The organism is Microbulbifer maximicatervae (SeqCode), assembly GCF_052467065.1.
The window spans coordinates 1,297,110-1,311,681 of record NZ_CP174299.1; the positions used below are offsets into that span (position 1 = coordinate 1,297,110).

At 52.2% G+C, this 14,572-nt stretch carries 14 protein-coding genes; 5 read left to right on the forward strand and 9 right to left on the reverse strand.

All coding sequences use genetic code 11. The features are described 5' to 3' along the window. The first annotated feature begins 3 nt into the window (after positions 1-3). The 5 genes from ACJJI1_RS05680 to ilvD all read left to right on the forward strand — a co-directional run bounded on the left by ACJJI1_RS05680 (position 4) and on the right by ilvD (position 6,823). A complete protein-coding gene (locus ACJJI1_RS05680) occupies positions 4-1,278 on the forward strand; it encodes an inorganic phosphate transporter (protein WP_282930993.1) in 1,275 nt (424 codons plus the stop codon). Between the two features lie 183 nt (positions 1,279-1,461). Then, on the forward strand, positions 1,462-2,340 hold the full coding sequence (locus ACJJI1_RS05685) for a carboxylate/amino acid/amine transporter (RefSeq protein WP_444958810.1): 879 nt from the start codon (positions 1,462-1,464) through the stop codon (positions 2,338-2,340). Beyond that, complete coding sequence (gene argE / locus ACJJI1_RS05690) at positions 2,318-3,481, forward strand: acetylornithine deacetylase (RefSeq protein WP_444958811.1); 1,164 nt, start codon at positions 2,318-2,320, stop codon at positions 3,479-3,481. The genes ACJJI1_RS05685 and argE overlap by 23 nt, the downstream gene beginning before the upstream one ends. A gap of 59 nt (positions 3,482-3,540) precedes the next feature. Then, the gene (gene argA, locus ACJJI1_RS05695; RefSeq protein WP_444958812.1) at positions 3,541-4,863 is read left to right on the forward strand and encodes an amino-acid N-acetyltransferase; all 1,323 of its coding nucleotides are present in this window, start codon (positions 3,541-3,543) and stop codon (positions 4,861-4,863) included. 127 nt (positions 4,864-4,990) lie between these two features. Further along, positions 4,991-6,823 carry a dihydroxy-acid dehydratase gene (gene ilvD / locus ACJJI1_RS05700; RefSeq protein WP_444958813.1) on the forward strand — a complete coding sequence of 611 codons (1,833 nt, stop codon included), beginning with the start codon at positions 4,991-4,993 and terminating at the stop codon, positions 6,821-6,823. Positions 6,824-6,865: 42 nt separating this feature from the next. On the opposite strand, the gene ACJJI1_RS05705 is transcribed toward ilvD, so the two are convergent. The 9 genes from ACJJI1_RS05705 to ACJJI1_RS05745 form a co-directional block, all read right to left on the reverse strand. Beyond that, on the reverse strand, positions 6,866-7,510 hold the full coding sequence (locus ACJJI1_RS05705) for a TonB family protein (RefSeq protein ID WP_444907063.1): 645 nt from the start codon (positions 7,508-7,510) through the stop codon (positions 6,866-6,868). Between the two features lie 224 nt (positions 7,511-7,734). Continuing rightward, on the reverse strand, positions 7,735-9,087 hold the full coding sequence (locus ACJJI1_RS05710) for a tetratricopeptide repeat protein (RefSeq protein WP_444907062.1): 1,353 nt from the start codon (positions 9,085-9,087) through the stop codon (positions 7,735-7,737). A 12-nt stretch (positions 9,088-9,099) separates the two neighbouring features. Continuing rightward, the gene (locus ACJJI1_RS05715) at positions 9,100-9,717 is read right to left on the reverse strand and encodes an energy transducer TonB (protein ID WP_444958814.1); all 618 of its coding nucleotides are present in this window, start codon (positions 9,715-9,717) and stop codon (positions 9,100-9,102) included. Positions 9,718-9,722: 5 nt separating this feature from the next. Beyond that, a complete protein-coding gene (locus tag ACJJI1_RS05720; RefSeq protein ID WP_413663571.1) occupies positions 9,723-10,124 on the reverse strand; it encodes an ExbD/TolR family protein in 402 nt (133 codons plus the stop codon). 112 nt (positions 10,125-10,236) lie between these two features. Beyond that, positions 10,237-10,764: a MotA/TolQ/ExbB proton channel family protein gene (locus ACJJI1_RS05725; protein ID WP_108734755.1), complete on the reverse strand. Its 528-nt coding sequence runs from the start codon at positions 10,762-10,764 to the stop codon at positions 10,237-10,239. 14 nt (positions 10,765-10,778) lie between these two features. Further along, positions 10,779-12,149 carry a MotA/TolQ/ExbB proton channel family protein gene (locus tag ACJJI1_RS05730; protein WP_444907060.1) on the reverse strand — a complete coding sequence of 457 codons (1,371 nt, stop codon included), beginning with the start codon at positions 12,147-12,149 and terminating at the stop codon, positions 10,779-10,781. Then, a complete protein-coding gene (locus tag ACJJI1_RS05735; RefSeq protein ID WP_413663573.1) occupies positions 12,146-12,928 on the reverse strand; it encodes a DUF3450 domain-containing protein in 783 nt (260 codons plus the stop codon). Before ACJJI1_RS05735 ends, ACJJI1_RS05730 begins: the two co-directional genes overlap by 4 nt. A 287-nt stretch (positions 12,929-13,215) precedes the next feature. Continuing rightward, positions 13,216-13,725, reverse strand: a complete 510-nt coding sequence (locus ACJJI1_RS05740) for a dihydrofolate reductase (protein WP_444915341.1) — start codon at positions 13,723-13,725, stop codon at positions 13,216-13,218. Between the two features lie 9 nt (positions 13,726-13,734). Beyond that, complete coding sequence (locus ACJJI1_RS05745) at positions 13,735-14,568, reverse strand: thymidylate synthase (RefSeq protein ID WP_413663575.1); 834 nt, start codon at positions 14,566-14,568, stop codon at positions 13,735-13,737. Positions 14,569-14,572: the final 4 nt, after the last annotated feature.

Below are 14,572 nucleotides of genomic sequence, written 5' to 3' on the forward strand. Positions count from 1 at the left end.
GGCGTGGAAATTATTAGTCAATACGGCCATATATTATTGATTTTGGCCTGTGTGGCAGGCTTCTTTATGGCCTGGGGCGTCGGTGCCAACGACGTAGCCAACGCCATGGGTACCTCCGTAGGTTCCCGTGCACTGACTATCAAGCAGGCGATTGTTATCGCCATGATCTTTGAATTTGCCGGCGCCTATTTGGCAGGCGGAGAGGTTACCGCAACCATCCGCAAAGGCATTATCGATTCTGAAGTCTTCGCCGCCCAACCGCAGCTGTTGGTATACGGTATGCTTTCGGCACTGCTGGCGGCGGGCACCTGGCTGCTGGTAGCCAGTATTCTCGGCTGGCCGGTATCCACCACCCATTCTATTGTCGGCGCAATTGTCGGCTTCTCTGCGGTAGGTATATCCCCAGATGCAGTGGCCTGGGGGAAAGTGGGCAGCATCGTAGCTAGCTGGGTGGTCTCCCCAGTTCTCGCGGGCACCCTGTCTTTCCTGTTATTCCGCAGTGTCCAGCGCCTGATCCTAGACACGGAAGACCCCTTCAACAATGCCAAGCGCTACATCCCCTTCTACATGTTTGCAGTGGGCTGGATGATTGCCATGGTGACCCTTACCAAGGGCCTCAAGCACGTTCTTAAAGATGCCAATATCCAGCTCAGCTTTATCCAGGATGCCGGTATCGCCGCCCTGGTGGGCCTTGCTGTCGCCGGTATCGGGGTCACCATGCTCAAGCGCGTCCAGCGCGACCCGGCAGCTGAAGCTGAAAACCGTTTCGCCAACGTCGAGCGCGTATTTGCGATCCTGATGGTCTTCACCGCCTGTGCCATGGCCTTCGCTCACGGCTCCAACGATGTCGCCAACGCCGTTGGTCCTCTGGCTGCCGTAGTTAACACCATCCAGAGCGGCGCTATCACCGTTAAATCCACTATGCCTTCCTGGATATTGCTGCTCGGCGGTATCGGTATCGTGGTGGGCCTGGCGACATACGGCTTTAAGGTAATGGCCACTATCGGTAAGAAAATCACCGAGCTGACACCGAGCCGTGGCTTCGCTGCCGAGCTGGGTGCGGCCTCCACCGTCGTACTGGCTTCTGGTACAGGCCTGCCAATCTCCACAACTCACACTCTGGTGGGCGCGGTATTGGGTGTTGGCCTGGCGCGGGGTATTGGCGCCCTGAACCTGCGTATGATCACCACTATCGCCGCATCCTGGGTAGTCACCCTGCCAGCGGGTGCAGGTATTGCGATCCTGTTCTTCTACTTCTTCAAAGGCTTGTTCGGCTAAAACCGAAGCAGCACACAGAGCAGATCAGCAAAGGGGGCTAAAGCCCCCTTTTTTTATGCCTCTCATATCCACCACTTTAGTAAGGCTCCCTGTCGATATCTATTTCGCTCCTCTGGCATTAATATTTAGGGAAATAAACTGGGCCGAGCCCGCCGACCAATCTATGCCTGCGAATCCACCCTGATGCCATTACTGTTGTTTGTCACTCTTCTGTGGGCCTTTTCCTTCAGTTTGATAGGCGCCTACCTGGCCGGACAGGTGGATAGCTATTTTTCCGCAATGACACGGGTGCTCCTTGCCACAGCGCTATTTCTACCCATGCTGAAATGGAAGAGTTGCCCTCCCCGTACCGCGATACGTTTAATTGTGATCGGTGCTGTACAACTGGGGCTGATGTACTTGTTTTACTACCAGTCATTCTTACTGCTCAGTGTCCCCGAAGTACTTCTATTTACTATTTTCACTCCCCTGTATATCACCGCCCTTGAGGACTACCTTAACAGGCACTTTTCTGTCTGGAACCTCACTATCGCAGCCACAGCCGTATTGGGAGCAGCCACTATTCGCTGGGGCTCCCCCAGTAACGACTTTTGGATTGGGTTTGCAGTCGTCCAGGGTGCCAACCTATGTTTTGCCGTAGGGCAGGTGGCATACAAGCGCCTGATGTCCAGAGAGCAAGGCCCCCTCCCGAGACAAACCTTCGCTTGGTTTTTTGTAGGCGCCAGCTTGATCACTGTTATTGCCTGGCTCCTGCTTGGGAAACCGCAGTACCCACAGGGCTCACAGCAATGGGGTGCTCTACTCTGGTTGGGGTTGGTGGCATCAGGTCTGGGGTACTTTTTGTGGAACAAGGGTGCTACGCAGGTCTCTACTGGTACCCTGGCCGCAATGAATAATGCACTGATTCCCGCTGGCTTATTGGTAAATCTGTTAATCTGGAATCGGGATGCCGATCTAACCCGTCTCGCCCTTGGGGGAGGACTGATCGGAGCCGCTGTTATCTTGAATGAATGGCGCAACAAGAGTAGGGAAAGTCACCATGGCGAGTATCGCAGTACCTGACCTGAAGACCCAATTACATCAACTGATCGCCTGCCCCAGTATCAGTGCAACCGATCCTTCCCTGGATATGGGTAACCGCCCGGTGGTTGAGCTACTGGGTGGATGGTTGGAAGGACTTGGTTTCAATGTAGAGGTAATGCCTTTAAAGGGATCTCCCAACAAAGCCAATATGATTGCTACTCTCGGCGGTAAAAGTGGTGATAAAGGCGGGCTCGTTCTATCCGGACATACTGATACAGTCCCCTTTGATGCGGGGCGCTGGCAATCGGACCCCTTTAAGGTTTTAGAGCGCGACAACCGCTTATACGGTCTCGGCACCAGTGATATGAAGGGTTTTTTCCCTCTGGTTATCGAGGCTGCGCAGACTTTTCTCGACAAGCCTTTACAAAAACCATTGATTGTTTTGGCAACAGCCGATGAAGAAACAAGTATGAGTGGTGCCCGCGCCCTGGTGCAGGCTGGCAAACCCCAAGCGCGCTACGCGGTAATTGGTGAGCCCACCGGGCTTCGCCCGATACGTATGCACAAGGGGGTTATGATGGAAGCAGTGCGTATTACTGGGCAATCCGGCCACTCATCCGATCCAAGCTTGGGAGCTAACTCTCTCGAGGCCATGCATAAAGTTATCGGTGAACTATTAACACTGCGAAAAGAGTGGCAGCAAAAATACAACAACCCCGGATTCGCCGTTCCAGTACCCACGATGAACTTAGGCTGTATCCATGGGGGTGACAATCCCAATCGGATCTGCGGCCACACAGAACTCCAGTTTGATATTCGCCCGTTGCCAGGAATGCAGCTTACAGACCTGCGGGAAGAACTAAACAAACGTATCCTTACCATTCCACAAGACAATAAAATTCAGGTGGAAATGGCCTCTTTATTCCCCGGCACTGCGCCTTTTGAACAGGATGCCCAATCAGAGTTAGTAAAAGTTGCAGAACAACTTTGTGGCCACCCCGCTGAAAGTGTTGCCTTTGGTACTGAAGCGCCCTACTTGAAGAGTTTGAATATTGACACTATCGTGCTCGGCCCCGGCGATATTGACCAAGCTCATCAGCCGGATGAATTTCTCGCCCTGGATCGTATCAACCCTATGGTCAACATTCTGCGCGACTTGATTGGCCGCTTTTGCCTTTAATCTGCCTGCGACAGCCTACGGGGCTTTAACACCACAAGACTTGCACACGGTAAGAATTAGTGAGCGACGATAACGCCTCCCTGAACTGGTTTCGCCACGCGGCACCTTACATTAACGATCTCCGCGGTCGTACTTTAGTAATTGGTATCCCCGGCGACGCTTTAGAGCACGCCAATTTCCGCAATCTAGTACACGATATGGCGCTGCTCGCCAGCCTTGGGGTTCGCTTGGTTGTTGTGCATGGCGCGCGGGAACAAATTAATCGAGCCCTGGATGAGCGCGGCATAGAAAATCGGTTTCACGAGAACCAGCGTATTACCAATCGAGAGACATTGGAGATTGTTAAGTCCGTCGTGGGCAAACTGCGCTTCGATATTGAAGCTGCTTTTTCCCAGGGACTGCCAGACTCACCGATGGCGCGTTCGGCCCTCAAGGTGGTCTCAGGCAATTTTGTTACTGCCCGCCCCAGTGGCGTGCTCGATGGCGTGGACCTGGGCTGGACCGGCACCGTACGGCGCATGGACACCAGCACTCTGGAGCAAAACCTGGATCAGGGTTCCCTGGTGCTCCTTTCTCCCCTGGGCACATCCCTGACCGGGGAGCTTTTCAATATCAATTACCTGGATCTGGCCGCTGAGGCTTCCAGAGTTTTGCGCGCAGAGAAACTAGTGCTATTCCGCGAATCTGAGCAACTTCAAGTGGACGGAAATCCGGTACACGAGTTAAGTATTTTGCAGGCAGAGCAGGTTTCACCCAAGGTGCAAAGCGCAACTCTGCGCTGCGCCATTCGAGCCTGTAATGCAGGGATCGCCCGTACACACCTACTTAGCTTTTGTAAAAACGGCGCCTTAATTCAGGAGCTATTCCGCCGTGAAGGCGCCGGTACCATGATTTACCGGGACAGCTACGAAGTTGTGCGCAGAGCGCGAATTACCGATGTGGGCGGCATTCTTGGACTGATCCGCCCGCTAGAGAAAGATGGCGTTTTGGTACGGCGCTCCCGCGAGAAGCTCGAGGCAGAAATTGAACACTTCACGCTTGTGGAAGTAGATGGTACTCCAGTTGCCTGTGCTGCTCTGTATCCTATTAAGGATGATAAGGGCGCTACCACAGCAGCCGAAGTCGCCTGCCTTGCCAGCCACCCGGAATTTCGCGGTGGCGGGCGTGGTGCCAAGCTGATGCGCCACCTTGAGAGACAGGCGCAAACAGTCCAGGTTGATGAGCTCTACGTCCTCACCACCCAGACAGAGCACTGGTTTATCGAGCAGGGCTTTGAGCAAGTCGGTATCAGTGAGCTGCCTACCGCGCGAAAGTCCCTGTACAACATTCAGCGCAATTCGAGAATCCTGCGTAAACGCCTGGGGAAAAGTCAGTCCACTTAGTCATAGGAATTTGGAATATCTATCCTTAATACTCCTTTAATGGGTAGTTTGGGCGCAAAAATATCCCAGGAAAGTCCGTTTTTTGCTAAGCTGGCGCATTCATTGTTGCCAGCTGGAATCTGTGACTATGCCCCAATACCGCTCCCGCACCTCTACCGCCGGTCGCAATATGGCCGGAGCCCGCGCCTTGTGGCGTGCCACCGGTATGACGGACGAGGACTTCCATAAGCCAATCATTGCCATCGCAAACTCTTTTACCCAGTTTGTCCCCGGACACGTACACCTAAAAGATATGGGTCAGCTTGTCGCAAGGGAGATTGAACGCGCCGGCGGCGTGGCCAAGGAGTTCAATACGATCGCTGTGGATGACGGTATCGCAATGGGTCACGACGGCATGCTCTATAGCCTGCCCAGCCGCGAAATTATCGCTGACTCAGTGGAGTACATGGTCAATGCCCACTGTGCCGACGCCCTCGTTTGTATCTCCAACTGTGACAAGATCACACCGGGAATGATGATGGCAGCCATGCGCCTGAACATTCCAGTTATCTTTGTCTCCGGTGGCCCGATGGAGGCCGGCAAAACCAAGCTGGCTGACCACAAGCTCGACTTAGTAGATGCTATGGTGATCGCCGCTACAGATACGGCCTCCGACGAGGAAGTTGCTGAGTATGAGCGCTCTGCCTGCCCGACCTGTGGCTCCTGCTCAGGTATGTTTACAGCGAACTCCATGAACTGCCTGACCGAGGCCCTGGGGCTTTCACTCCCTGGTAACGGCACCATGCTTGCGACTCACGCCGACCGCAAGGAGCTATTCCTGCGCGCTGGTCGCGAGATCGTAACCCTGACCAAACGCTATTATGAGCAGAATGACGAAACTGCCCTGCCGCGCAATATCGCCAACCGCACAGCCTTCCGCAATGCCATGGCACTCGATATCGCCATGGGAGGCTCCACTAATACCATCCTGCACCTGCTGGCAACTGCTCAGGAGGGTGAGATTGACTTTACCCTGGAAGATATCGACAACCTCTCCCGTGAGGTTCCACAGCTGTGCAAGGTTGCCCCCAATACCGAGAAATACCATATAGAAGATGTACACCGCGCCGGTGGTGTAATGGCTATCCTTGGGGAGTTGGAGGCCGCAGGTCTTATCGACTCCTCACTGCCAACCGCCTACGGGGGTTCGCTCGCCGATGCCCTGGCGCGCTGGGATATTTGCCGCACGAACGACCAATCTGTACTCAAATTCTATCGCGCGGGACCCGCAGGTATTCCCACGCAAACAGCTTTCAGCCAGGATTGCCGCTGGTCCACTTTAGATGCAGACCGCCAGCGTGGCTGTATCCGTTCTGCGGAGCACGCCTACTCCTCTGAGGGAGGGCTCGCCATTCTCTTTGGTAACCTGGCCCCCAATGGCTGTGTAGTGAAGACTTCCGGCGTCGATGAGTCGCTGTGGAAGTTCGAAGGCCCCGCCCATGTAGTAGAAAGCCAGGAAGAGGCGGTTTCTAATATCCTCGAAGGGAAGGTCAGTAAAGGGGAGGCTGTTATCGTTCGCTATGAGGGCCCTAAAGGTGGACCTGGAATGCAAGAGATGCTTTATCCCACCAGTTATTTAAAGTCCAAAGGACTCGGTGAGCACTGCGCATTGATTACCGATGGCCGCTTCTCAGGCGGTACTTCGGGCCTCTCTATCGGACATGTTTCACCTGAGGCGGCTTCTGGAGGTAACATCGCGCTGGTTCGCAATGGAGACCTTATACGTATTGACATTCCAGCGAGGAAAATTGAAATCGCTATTGAGGAAAGTGAACTCGATAAGCGGCGCAGGGAAATGAAAGAAAATCCTAATGGCTGGACGCCAATCGAAAAACGCCCTCGTAAAGTCAGCAAAGCACTGAAAGCCTATGCCATGCTTGCCACCAGTGCAGACCGCGGGGCGGTGAGGGAAATTGACTGATTAAAACTGTTCTAAACAAAACGGCCCCAAAGGGCCGTTTTTTTATTCCGCTATTTTGTAACTGATTCGATTGCGTACCCCGTAGCGCTCCACAGGCTGGCCATTCTCCATTTGGGGTCGATACTTAAACCGTTCTGCCGCGGCTACAGCGGAGCGATCAAATACGCTCGTGGGGTTACCATTAGAGTCATAGCCCCCAACCACACGAGCATCACGTACCGCCCCCGTTTTGGTTACCGTAAATTCTACAACGGCATACCCCTCTATCCCCCTGCGTAGTGCCGCATTGGGGTATCGCGGTTTAGCTTTATAAACTGGCAAAGGGTCGCGCGTTATTTGCACCCCGGTAGAAGTAACAGGAGTGGGCGTACCAATCACTACATTCATCGTAACTGGTGTTACCTCAGTTTCCTCAACCCGCATCGTTGGCTGCTCCAGCACAGCTTGTGGCGGTGTAGGCTCCTCATAAGTTTGGGTAACAATCTCTTTTTTTGGCATATGTACCGGTTTTATCGTAGGCAACAGGCTGAGTTTGGGCTCCTCGATATCAGTAGCTATTAGTTGACTCATCAAAAAGATCAATCCAACTGTGATTGCAGCGGCAAAACCCAGGCTCTTTGTGTAGCCCGCGAGTAACTGTGGGGGGAAAAATAAGGGGTTGGAAATCGACTGGCAAGCTCTGTCCATAACACCTCTCCTATTATTGTTAGGGTGCGATAAGCGGCATTCATATGCCGAAAATGGAAAAGCTGATCAGCTACCATTAATCATTAGCCAATTTACAAAAAAATGCAAATAGTCTGTTAATACAGGTTATCTCAAAATTTTGTATTGCCGCCAGCAAAGAAAAAAGCATAAAAAAAGCCGCGCATTACTGCGCGGCTTTCAGGGAACTAAACAATTAACTAGTATTAAATTGCCAATTGTTTTTCACGCTCCTGCTCACCCTCAACAAAAGAGATCCACTGGTTAGCGAACTTCTCAGAGCGCTCATCTTTCCGTGCAAGCTTGAGGCTCTTTAGTGCTGCGTCATAACGCTTCAAGTTGGCATTAGCCATACCCATCACGATATGCAGCTGATCAACACGCTTGATCCCGCCTTTTGCCAGGGCTTTTTTACCCATGGAAATGGCTTTCTCATTCTGATCCAGGTCGAGATAAATACCGGCCAAACGAGAATAGATTTCACCTTTGTCAGAAAGCTTGGCTGCCGCTTCCAGCTGAGGAATAGCTTTCTGCAGCTCCTGTGCCATCTGGTAGGCCTGAGCTAGGGTTTCCAGGTTTTTAGCTGTACGCGGGATCTTCTTGTCTTGAATACCCTTGGCTATCACCTTGGCCCCTTTATAAGGCATTTCATGCCCCATAAAGAGATACCCCATATTCAACAGGTCTCTATCCTTTTCCAAAGCTCCGGCAAGGTAAGCTGCTTCCATCATATGCAGCTGGTCCTTTTCGCGCTTTAACTCGCCATACATCGCCGCCAGGGTGGTGTAATAAACGGGCTTCGGATAGTACTTAACCAGGTTTTCGAGAACACCGGCCACTTTCTTATAATCGGTGCGTTCAAAATAAATGAACTGCTGTAAACCGTACCAATTTTCTTTTGGTACTTTGCCCTCTTTCTCGTACATGGATACCGCTATATTGATATCCGCAAGAGCCTTATCCTGGTTACCAAGCTGATTATAAGCAGTGGCACGCAAAGCGTAGGAGTCAGCAGTGATACGATCGGAAACCTTAAACCACTGGTTCAGGTAGTTAATCGCCTGCTTGTAATCCTCAGTGACGAAATACAGTTGAGCCAGCGTAAACAAAGTGCCTACCTCTAAAGCTACAGGCAGGTTTTTTTCACCCTGGTCCAGTACCTTTTTAAAGTAGGGAATCGCCTCTTTGTAACGCTCAGTGCTGTAGTAAACAACACCGAAGAAGTTGTACATCTGGGCAATTTCATAGCCATTAAAGCGCTTCTTAGCCGCATCCATTTCTTTCAGGGCTACAAGAGCAGCTGGCCAATCCTCCGCATCAGCAGCTTCTTGGGCTTTCTCCAGCTTCTTATACGCAACTTCGCGCATCGCTGGAACTTTGCGAGTTTTTTGCTTGCTCGGCTTTTTTTGTTCCTGCGCCTGTGCAGATGCGAAAGGTGCTGACACACCCACCGCATCCAGCACGGTAACGCTGACCGTCGGTGCCAGAACCAAGGGTAGCGCCACTGACGTGCGCAGAGCGAACTTGGACAAACCTTTAGTGATGGTCGTCAACTTCATAGTGCTTCCCCCTTAGTCCTTAGCCATGTTAAAGCTGATCTTAGTCCTAACATTAGGAACTTCGGTCGGCTTGCCATCGACTACCCGCGGCTTGTACTTGTACTTCAATGCGGACTTAAGTGCAGACCGATTGAAAACCGTGGTCGGTTTACCTTGCAGAGTAAACGCCTCAATTACGATCGGGTCGCGTACAGAACCGTTTGTTGTCACTGTGTACTCAACGATTACATAGCCTTCCATACCGCGCTGTAGAGCGCGACGGGGGTACTGAGGCTGTACTTTTACGATCGGTAGGTAGTCACCTTCACCAAAGCTGAAACCTGACAGCTTAACGCCGCCTCCCGCTTTTGGAGCAGAAATATTGATGTTGCCATCAACATTCGGCTCTTCAAAATCGGGCTCAGGCATCTCCGGTGGCGGAGTTTCCGGCTCATCAGGTTTTACCGGCTTGGTGGTGTCGTACTGTGTTTCAATCTTCGTATCAGGCATCACCACATCGGCAACTTTGAAAGTTTCCTTATCCTCAGGAGCTTTCATGTTTGCCGCAATCAGCTGATGCATGGTGAAGATGAGGCCAAAGGTCGTGGCTACCGCCAATGTACCTGCCCCAAGAAGTCTTACCGGATTCATAGCTGTTAACTCTTCTCTGTAGCGACCGAAACTTTCTTGATACCAATCTTCCTGGCTGCTTCTGCAATCAGGGCAATCTTCTCAATACTTGCTCCCTTATCGGGCTGAATTACCAACCACCCTTTCGGGTTTTCCGAGTAGAGACGCTCCAGGACAATTCGTACCTGACGCTCATCAACCTTCTCTTTGGCAATCCAAACCTCGTCACTGTCGTTGATCGCTACCAGGATAGAGGCGGCCTTGAGTTCAGCGGTTGTCGCTTGCGGCTTCTCAACATCAGCACCCGGCTCCTTAATAAAGGTCGCGGTGACGATAAAGAAGATCAGCATGATAAACACCACGTCCAGCATGGGCGTGAGGTCAATTGCGCCGGCTTCTTCTTCTGCCGTATTTTGTCTTTTGCTCATAGCAACTCTCTTAGCGAACTTTTTCAGCGGGAGCTCAGGGAGCCCCCGGCGAAAGTATCTGGCTTGGCTAAACCTTCACAGCAAATAAGTTGGCCTATTCGCTGGTGTGTGCTTAGTGATCCATCGTCAGATGATCTTCGAGTAGCTGGGTTTCACGCTCAGCTTTACGGGCGAGGTAAGTGTTGGCAAATACGCCTGACAGAGCCGCAACCATACCCGCCATTGTCGGGATAGTTGCCATGGATACACCACTGGCCATCTGCTTGGCGTCACCACCACCTGTAATCGCGAGAACGTCGAACACGTTGATCATGCCCCAAACCGTACCCAACAGCCCAAATAGAGGGGCCAGGGCGACACAGGCTTGGATCATGTCCATATTGTCCTGAATTTTCTCAGATACCCGGGAAATCATCGCATAACGGATCTGGTGCGAAGCCCAGGATTTGCGCTCACCGCGCCCCTCCCATTGGTCTACCGCACCTTGAACGTCACTTTTCAAGCCTTTGTTAAAGTAGAAAACACGTTCAAAAATCAGCGTCCACATAAAGAAGGTCAGGCCGGCGATCAGGAACAGTACTGGCCCGCCCGACGCCATAAAGGCGTTGACGGCGGCCCATGCGTCGATTAATGCGTGCATGTTGCCGCCTCCTCTTATTTGCGCTCGGCGTTTTCTGCCACGATACCAGCACTCTGCTCTTCAAGAATATGCAGAACACGCTTGGCACGGGCATTTACGATGGTGTGCATCAGTACAGTCGGGATAGCAACACACAGACCGAGAACGGTAGTGATCAGGGCTGAGGAAATACCACCGGCCATTGCCTTAGGATCGCCCGCACCAAAGATAGTGATCGCCTGGAAGGTTACGATCATACCGGTAACGGTACCCAGCAGACCCAGCAGCGGAGCAACCATGGCGATGATTTTCAGCAGGTTGAGGCCGGATTCGATTGCCGGACGCTCTTTCAGTACTGCTTCTTCCATCTTCAGCTCGAGAGTTTCGCCGTCTACACCTTTGTTCTCTTCCGCAACAGCCAGTACACGACCCAGCGGGTTATTAGTGTTCGGAGTAGAGGAGCGCAGCTGAGCATTCACTTTGGCACCAACACCGGTCAGAACGATCAGGCGGAAGATTGCCAGTAACATCGCAAAGACACCAACAGCAGTGATGATGTAACCAACGATGTCACCCTGGTGCCAACGCTCTACGATGTCCGGGCTGTTGATCATAGCTTTCAGGTAGGAGCCACCGGTAGGACCAGTCGGGTCTACACCGAAAGCGCTGAAGCCACTGGTAGAAGCTTGCAGAGTTTCGGCCATGCCTTGGAACTTGGCGTCAGGCTGACGGATCAGCTCAGCCATTTTGTAGGCATTGTTCATTTCCAGGTATTTACCATTGGAAACCAGGTTGAAGTTACCTACACGAACCACTTCCTGATCAGCCTGTTCACCGTTTGGCTTGATCACAGTCGCGTTAAACTTAACGATCTTGCCGGATTCAACAGTTTCGCGCTGAATTTCAAACCACAGACGCTCGATCTCTTCGATAGTCGGCAGCTGGGTAGCACTGTTCATTTTGGCCAGAAGACCATCGATGAACTCAGTACGGTTGGGGTATTGAGCGGAAACCAAAGAGGAACCGATATTGGCACGCAGGTCGGCAGCAGTAGAGGACATATGGCCGAACAGTTCCTTCAAGGAACCCAGGCGCTGGTCCAGTTGCTGACGCTTCTGATCAACAGCGACTTCCTGCTCCTGGTATTTCTTTTCCAGGTCAGCAGAGCGCTTTTCTTCAGCGGTGCGAGTATTTTTGGCTTGGTTTAGCAGAGCATTCTGGTTCGCCTTCTGACGGCGGAACTCAGCTTCACGCTGCTTGTGTTCTTTGGACTCGGCAACTTTGGACTGCTGAACCATTTTCAGCAGGTCGTCCAGAGAAGTGGCCTTCTCTTGAGCAACTGCGGAGAAGCTGATCAGACCAGCTGCTGCCGCTACTAAAACGCGTTTGGCGAAAGAGGTTTTCATTGCGCTGCCTCCGGAGCCGGAATCGGCATAGTCATGATGTCGATAGTGGCCTGCTTCTTGGCAATTTTCAGACCGTTCATGAGAGCGCGGCGATATTCACCAGCGTCGATCTCAACCCACGCTTTTTGCGCTTTGTCATATGCGAGGGCAATTTCTGCATCAGTAGTCTGAGCCAACAGGGCGATACGGCCGATTTGCAGAACGCTCACCTCGCGCTCCTGACCGGCAACGGTCAAAGTATCGCGGTAAGAGTCGATCTTACGGGCGTATTCCGCTTCGAAGTTGTACAGCTCCAGTACCTGGCGGAATTTCTCCGCAACACTTACATCGGAACGGTCCATGGTGCTCTTAACACCGTTGAGGTTCGCCATACGCTCTTCGAGCTTGAACGGTGCGTCCAGCTCAATGAACTGCTCCAGACCTTCCAGCATACGCAGGATCAGCGGCTGAATCTGACGTTCAATGACAGTAACGTTGGCAATAGACTCATCCAGCTCATTGATAACTTCGAGCTGGTTGGCCAGCTGCTTTTCCAGCTGACGGTTGTATACGCGCAGACCATCGATTTCTTTATTAACCACCTTGAAGTCCTGCAGCAGGCTGCTGGTTTCGTCGGCAATCTTGTCGATGCGTTTTTGCGATGCCTGGGCCGCAGTGGTTTTCTGCTGGCCGACGGCGAGTACGTTATCGAGAGTATCCGCAGTGGCTACGCTGCCGTAGAGCGCGCCGGCAGACAGCGCAGTGGTCAGCGCCACAGCCATGAATCGCTTGGTTTTCATTAGACCCCCCAGTGGGTTCAATATTTCACAACATGGTCGCGATGAGTTAGCTGCCACAACGCGGTGTCCTTTTGTTTTAAAAACATTGGTTAGAAGACAGCTAAGAGCCGCACATTGTAAACAGCCGATTTGATTATTCAAATGCCGATTGCCAGCATCGGCCCGCTTGGGTAGCAAGGTAACACTCGGGTAACATTCCCGGGTTACTTGCACACATTAGCGGCGACGTTCCTTGTGTAAGCTGTTGGAGAATTTAACAGATCGATCAACTTTTGATCAAATTGTTTTTATTTAAATCTGTCATATTGGACTAATGAGTAGTTGTACTCATTCCTGTCCGAGGCCGGGTAACACTCTCGTGCCGACTCGACCCACGAGTCATCCATGTCGGGAAAGTATGCATCCCCGTCGATATTTGCGTCAACTTCGGTGACATATAAGCGGGCAGCCAGAGGCAGTGCCTGACGATAAATTTGTGCCCCTCCAATAACCATCACTTCAGTGGCGCCGCTGTCCTTAGCGCAGCTTTGGGCCAGGCTCAGGGCTTTATCCAGAGACTGGACCACCTCAACGCCATCCGCAACCCAGTCAGCATTACGCGTAATGACAATATTGACACGCCCCGGAAGTGGGCGACCAATAGACTCAAAGGTCTTTCGTCCCATTACTACTGGCTTTCCCATAGTGGTCCGCTTAAAAAACTGCAGATCGCCGGAGATGCGCCAGGGGAGTTCATTATCCTTGCCGATAGCACCATTGCGGGCAACTGCCGCAATCAAAGCAATAGAAACCGTCATTACTGCCCCTTAAACCGCTACAGGTGCCGGAATATGTGGATAGGCTTCGTAACCTTTGAGTTCAAAGTCCTCGAAGCGGAAAGAAAACAGATCTTTCACATCTGGATTCAAGTGCATTTGTGGCAGAGGCAGAGGGTCGCGTTGCAATTGCAGTTCGACCTGCTCCTTATGGTTGGAGTAGAGGTGAGCATCACCAAAGGTGTGGATAAAATCGCCGGGCTTCAAACCGCATACCTGTGCCAGCATAAGGGTCAGCAGGCTGTATGAGGCGATATTGAAAGGCACCCCGAGGAAAATATCTGCGCTTCGCTGGTACAGCTGGCAGGACAACTTGCCATCAGCGACATAGAACTGGAACAGGGCATGGCAGGGAGCCAGGGCCATGCGCCCTTCACGAGCATTATCAGCAGGTGAAACACCTTCATCTGGCAGATCCGCAGGGTTCCAGGCACTAACCATCAGGCGCCGGGAGTCCGGGCGAGTTTTCAACTGGTGTACCAACTGCTCAATCTGGTCGATCTGGCGACCATCAGAAGTGGGCCAGGAGCGCCATTGATGGCCATATACAGGGCCCAGATCACCGTCCTCTGTGGCCCACTCATCCCAAATCCGCACCTTATTGTCCTGCAGATAGCGGATATTGGTATCCCCCTGCAAAAACCACAGAAGTTCGTGAATAATCGAGCGTAAATGGCACTTTTTAGTGGTGATCAGCGGAAAACCCTCCGCCAAATTAAAGCGCATTTGATAGCCAAACACACTGAGAGTACCAGTGCCGGTGCGGTCACCTTTAACGGTGCCGTTATCGCGCACATGGCGCATTAGATCGAGATACTGCTTCATCTAC